We start from the raw sequence: 4,782 nt of genomic DNA on the forward strand, positions 1-4,782 counted from the left end.
CATTTCTTTTTGTTGGGGCCCCACCCCAACTCGCTTTGTCTGACGAATTTCTTCTCGAAATTCTATTTGTCTAAGAATTTTATGTCCCAGACTGTTTTTTATATTTTATACTACACGCTTAAAAGAACGGAGTTTTTAATGAATCAAAATGTTTAACGTTCTTAACTTTCAAAGTTGATTAGGACGGAAAAAGCTTGGTGTAAACTTATTTTCAATCTAGTAAAATACTACCAATATAATAGTTAAGAGCCTAAGACATAATAATTATGTCTTAGGCTCTATATTTAACTTTTTAACGCTATTTTACATCATACCTGGCATTAAGGGCAGTATGAAATAGATATAAATCACATACAAAAAGCCTATTAAATCAGCATTTTGCATTCTTTAAACATTCATTTTTTTTAATTTTTTCATTTCATTATGACCAAGTTATGACCACCAATTATTTCACACACAAACCTTTATAAATATATTTACAATAATTAATATGTTTATCCATAGAATGATTTCTCGTTGCAATATAATGCTTCTCTCAGCATCTTATATCACCTAACAAAGTTAAGTGTAAAACGTTAAAATTGAAAAAACACAAGATATTTGTGCACTTTACTTTTAATAAATTTCTAGCTACATCTTTTTTGAAATGTTTTATTTTAATACTCAATTATCAGTAAATTTTTAAGCTGGTTTATATTCCATAATTACTATTTTATTGTTTAGCCTTTTTTTCAGATAAGGTATATATCTACAATACCCAAAGAGCCCCCACCTTTTCTTATGGTAGTCAAAGTAATTATATTCATTTATAACTTTCATTTTATTTGGTAAAACTTTATCCAATTCATTTAAATCATTGTATCCATATTTAAAAACAGGTTGTGAGGATAATTTTGATACAGATTTATGTCTTTTTGTATTATTTGCAATTGTTTTTGAGCAAAATTCAATCGCAAAGGCCAAATTATGATCTCCAAACTTTTTAATAATAGTATGTAATAATTTAGTCATTACACTCTCATCAAAATACATCAATACACCTTCAAAGATAAACAATATATTTGACTTACTATTAAAAAATTTATAATTTTTAACATCTTCAATCCAACTGTAATCCAGCATTGATTTAGCTATCATCTTATAACTATCTGTTTCTTTAAAAAATGTTTTTCGTATTTCTATTGATTCAGGTACATCTAAATCTATCCACGATATTTTTTCTTTATTAAATCTTTGAAACCTTGTATCTAAGCCACAACCTATATTGACCACAATCAAATTTTTATTATCCTTGATAAGTCTTTTAGTAACACTATCTATTATCACAGAACGTATACTAATTCCAATTTGAGACATGTCATCACATGTAACATTTTTGTACATATCATCTAAACCATCAAATATTTTTTTAGATAGTGCGTCTTTTATTATTGGTTTTTCGTATTCGTACTCTTTTGCTCGAGCTATCAAAGGAATTAACATTGATTCGGGAATTCCATCCAGTCGTTTCATTTAATCACTCCTTAAAAATATTATTATTAATACATTAGAAATTTTTATAACTTATTTCTAGTGAGATTTATTTAAAATTTCTTTTTTTAATTTACTTCTCAAATGTTCTAATGTAATAGGATCTGTGAACCAATAATCTTCTGCTTTATATGAAATTACATGTCCTTTTTTTACAGCTTCAATATTCTGCCATGTATGTGTTTTTTCAAAATCAAATTTTCCGTACGAAGGTTTACTTAAAAATATATAATCACCAGCATATTTACTAATATTTTCTTTTGAAATGGAAGCATAACCTTTTTTATCTTCTTGTAATTTATCTTTATATTGCTTTGTCATTGGCATACCGAATGCATCATGAACAATATCCAAACCACGACCCCATGTAGAGTTATATATGTATATTTGCTTTTCATCTGGTTCAAACACAGATGCTGTTGCTTGACCAACTTTACTTTGAATTTCTTTTTTATCTTTTCTAGTTTTATCTTCCCACTCTTCAATCCATTTTTTGGCTTTATCCTCATTATTAGTCAACTTGCCTATTTCTTTTAATATTTCTTTATGATTGTATTTATTGTATGTATATGGGACTGTTGGCGCTATTTTTTGATATTTTTTAATATTTTTATCCATAGCATCTACAACTATTAAATCTGGTTTTGCTTTAGCAACTTTTTCAACATCGTTTTCTCCAATATAATCAACCCCTTTTAAATAAGGTTTTAAGATTGAAGAATCTTTAGTTATATCTGAAACAGCAATTGGTTTGATTCCTAACTTTATAAAATCACCAACATAAAATCCAGTTAATACAGCAACTCTTTTAGGTTTCTCTGGTACTTTCAGTGTTTTACCATTTTCAATTTTATAGTCTATAGTCTTTGTCGAGTCACTTGTTTTATCGACAGACGCTGAACACGCAGTCAAAATAAATAAACTACATAATAAAATTCCAATTAATCCTTTCATAATATCATCCTTTCGTTTTTAATTGATATTCATTTTCAATTATAGATTTTTAAAAATAATAGTCAATACTTATACCTATCCTACTCGATGATATGAATGTATTTCGTTAAGCCATAATTAACTTATACATTGTTTTTAACGTGTGAGAGAATTTTTATTATCACATGAAAGCTTTTTGATATAGAAGTTTGTGAATAAAAAATAGGCAAGTACCGAAGTACCTGCCTAGAAAAGGATCATTCACTTTTTATATTCTAACTGATTTTTCCCCATAAGTCACTTAATACCTGACTAGTTGGAACAGAACTATTCCATGTTCTAATAGGCAAGTAATAACGTTGCCCCTCCCGTTTATATAATACCCATAAATAATTTTTATATAACTAATTTATGTAATTTTACAAGGCTCAAAATTGAGTTCTGCAGTTAAATTCATAAACATTTAGTATGGAATTTTAGTTTTGCTGTTTGATGTTATGTGTATTTTGGTGCGTTCTGGTACAGGTAAGTTAGCTATTTCCGATAAAGCTCTCAGACCTAAATGTTGGTATGTACCAACATCTTTAATTTCTTCAGAAACTTTAATGAAACGATGAGCTTGTGTTCTATCTAAGTTGATATTTTTCAACCAATTACCCAATTCTCCATGTGCTAGGTCATTTTCTTTCACATGCTTCAATCTTCGACCAATCTCGAAAATCGATTAACCAGCCTTTGATGATGTCGAATTTAACAATGTAATATATACATTTTGCATACATAGTTATTAAAACTCATTCCCCACTGCAACACAGGGCGTTTCTCAGCGTCCTAAAATACAAAAAACGTCACTCGTAAGTGACGCTTGAAACGATATATTTAACTTACCTGTATGCTAATTAATAAAATACCGACTAATACAATGTTTTTTGCTATTAGTAACTGATTGATAGGTTGTAATCATCATTTTATCTTTATTCATTTTACCATGCTGACTTGGTAAAACTAAATGTTGTGGATCAATACAAACTATTTTTATTTCGTTATCAATCAAATCGTAATACCAATATACTCTTAAACCCTCTTGAACATCAAGTAACCCTCTAATATCTGTTTTCATTAAGCCCTTTATATTTCTAATATCTTGTTGAGTATATAAAGATAAAATTGATAACATTCTCTCATCATAATTTATATTCGTAGCTTCATCGGGGTTATTTTTGACTATGCTTATATTTTCACTGAAATGGGTTATAGCATTGATTTGATTTTGTTGTGTAAAATCAGAAATAAAATTAGTAAATTTCAGATCATTATTTTGTTTTGAATACTTTACTTCTTCATTAAAAAAAACAACTTCTTTTACTTCAGCATTTCTTAACTCGATTTCTACTTTGTCAGTTTCAAATTCATTTCTAGTTGGTAAAAAATCTTTATTAACTATTTCAACGTGAACGTTCTTTTTTCTTTTTTTAGAAGTAACATTACTATTAAATCTAGGCATTTACCAATCCTATATATTCCTTAATAATTAAATCGTTATTCATAATTTCTTGCTGAGTAATTTTATTTTTCCACTCTTCATCTTCATGAGAACGTTCTACTAAACCAAAATCACTAATTTTTAAAGTACTCTTAATAATTTCTCTCAAATATTCTGTAATTTCCTGCTGCATTGTTTTATCTTCTATTTCAAAATTACTCATTGAAAAGTCTATGTCATTATAGCCAAGACTATATTTATTGTTCTTATATACGTCTCGAATAACAGGGCCGTATTGCCAAGCTTCAAATTGAGCGTCAAATAAATATTCAGGCAAGTTTAAACTTTCACTTTTTGTAACTTCATATTCTTTACTTTTAGATAGTTGCCCATATGAAGCACCATAATATGCAAATAAAAAGTATAATGTTTTTTGTAGTCTTAAAGGAGAAATGTTTTTTATTTCTTCTTTCATTAAACCAATTATATTTTCAACTGTTGTCAGGTATTTTTGCTCAGCCATGATAAACTCCTCCATAATCAACACATCATATTGAACATAAAAATAACAGTGACTATACACTGTCACTGTGTATACTTTCTATAATTGGTACACAAAAACAGTATATATCTTTGTGTGTATTCGCTAAGATGTGTTACGCATTTGCAACTCTTATTTATAATATAGAGCATTTCAACATTTTTTACCATACATCCACTCAAATTTGTCAACTTAATCTGAAATTGCGGAAAGAATTTAGATAAAATAAACCACCACCTATTTGAAGGTAATGGTTTCACATTAATCCTCTAACGGTATATCATCAACAATCATT

5 protein-coding genes and 1 pseudogene are annotated in these 4,782 nt (G+C 28.0%); all 6 read right to left on the reverse strand.

What is annotated here, in order from left to right; translation table 11 throughout:
* Window positions 1-681 precede the first annotated feature (681 nt).
* The 6 genes and pseudogenes from HMPREF2864_RS04300 to HMPREF2864_RS04320 all read right to left on the reverse strand — a co-directional run bounded on the left by HMPREF2864_RS04300 (window position 682) and on the right by HMPREF2864_RS04320 (window position 4,469).
* Window positions 682-1,512 carry a class I SAM-dependent methyltransferase gene (locus tag HMPREF2864_RS04300; protein WP_002445384.1) on the reverse strand — a complete coding sequence of 277 codons (831 nt, stop codon included), beginning with the start codon at window positions 1,510-1,512 and terminating at the stop codon, window positions 682-684.
* Window positions 1,513-1,569: 57 nt separating this feature from the next.
* Entirely contained in the window at window positions 1,570-2,484 is a 915-nt protein-coding gene (locus tag HMPREF2864_RS04305; RefSeq protein WP_002445383.1) for an iron-hydroxamate ABC transporter substrate-binding protein, read from the reverse strand.
* A 254-nt stretch (window positions 2,485-2,738) separates the two neighbouring features.
* Window positions 2,739-2,849: pseudogene (locus HMPREF2864_RS12285) on the reverse strand (hypothetical protein); the annotation flags it as partial.
* 77 nt (window positions 2,850-2,926) lie between these two features.
* Window positions 2,927-3,154: a hypothetical protein gene (locus tag HMPREF2864_RS04310; RefSeq protein ID WP_002445380.1), complete on the reverse strand. Its 228-nt coding sequence runs from the start codon at window positions 3,152-3,154 to the stop codon at window positions 2,927-2,929.
* A 204-nt stretch (window positions 3,155-3,358) separates the two neighbouring features.
* Entirely contained in the window at window positions 3,359-3,967 is a 609-nt protein-coding gene (locus HMPREF2864_RS04315; protein ID WP_002445379.1) for a hypothetical protein, read from the reverse strand.
* On the reverse strand, window positions 3,960-4,469 hold the full coding sequence (locus HMPREF2864_RS04320) for a Panacea domain-containing protein (protein WP_002492698.1): 510 nt from the start codon (window positions 4,467-4,469) through the stop codon (window positions 3,960-3,962). Before HMPREF2864_RS04320 ends, HMPREF2864_RS04315 begins: the two co-directional genes overlap by 8 nt.
* Window positions 4,470-4,782 lie beyond the last annotated feature (313 nt).

This window comes from Staphylococcus sp. HMSC059F04 (assembly GCF_001812565.1).
In the GTDB taxonomy this organism is placed as follows: Bacteria; Bacillota; Bacilli; order Staphylococcales; family Staphylococcaceae; genus Staphylococcus; species Staphylococcus lugdunensis.

Bases quoted from the DNA above. Each gene is read 5' to 3' on its own strand.
- HMPREF2864_RS04315 (WP_002445379.1), bottom strand. From the start codon at position 3,967: ATGCCTAGATTTAATAGTAATGTTACTTCTAAAAAAAGAAAAAAGAAC.
- HMPREF2864_RS04300 (WP_002445384.1), bottom strand. From the start codon at position 1,512: ATGAAACGACTGGATGGAATTCCCGAATCAATGTTAATTCCTTTGATA.
- HMPREF2864_RS04305 (WP_002445383.1), bottom strand. From the start codon at position 2,484: ATGAAAGGATTAATTGGAATTTTATTATGTAGTTTATTTATTTTGACT.
- HMPREF2864_RS04320 (WP_002492698.1), bottom strand. From the start codon at position 4,469: ATGGCTGAGCAAAAATACCTGACAACAGTTGAAAATATAATTGGTTTA.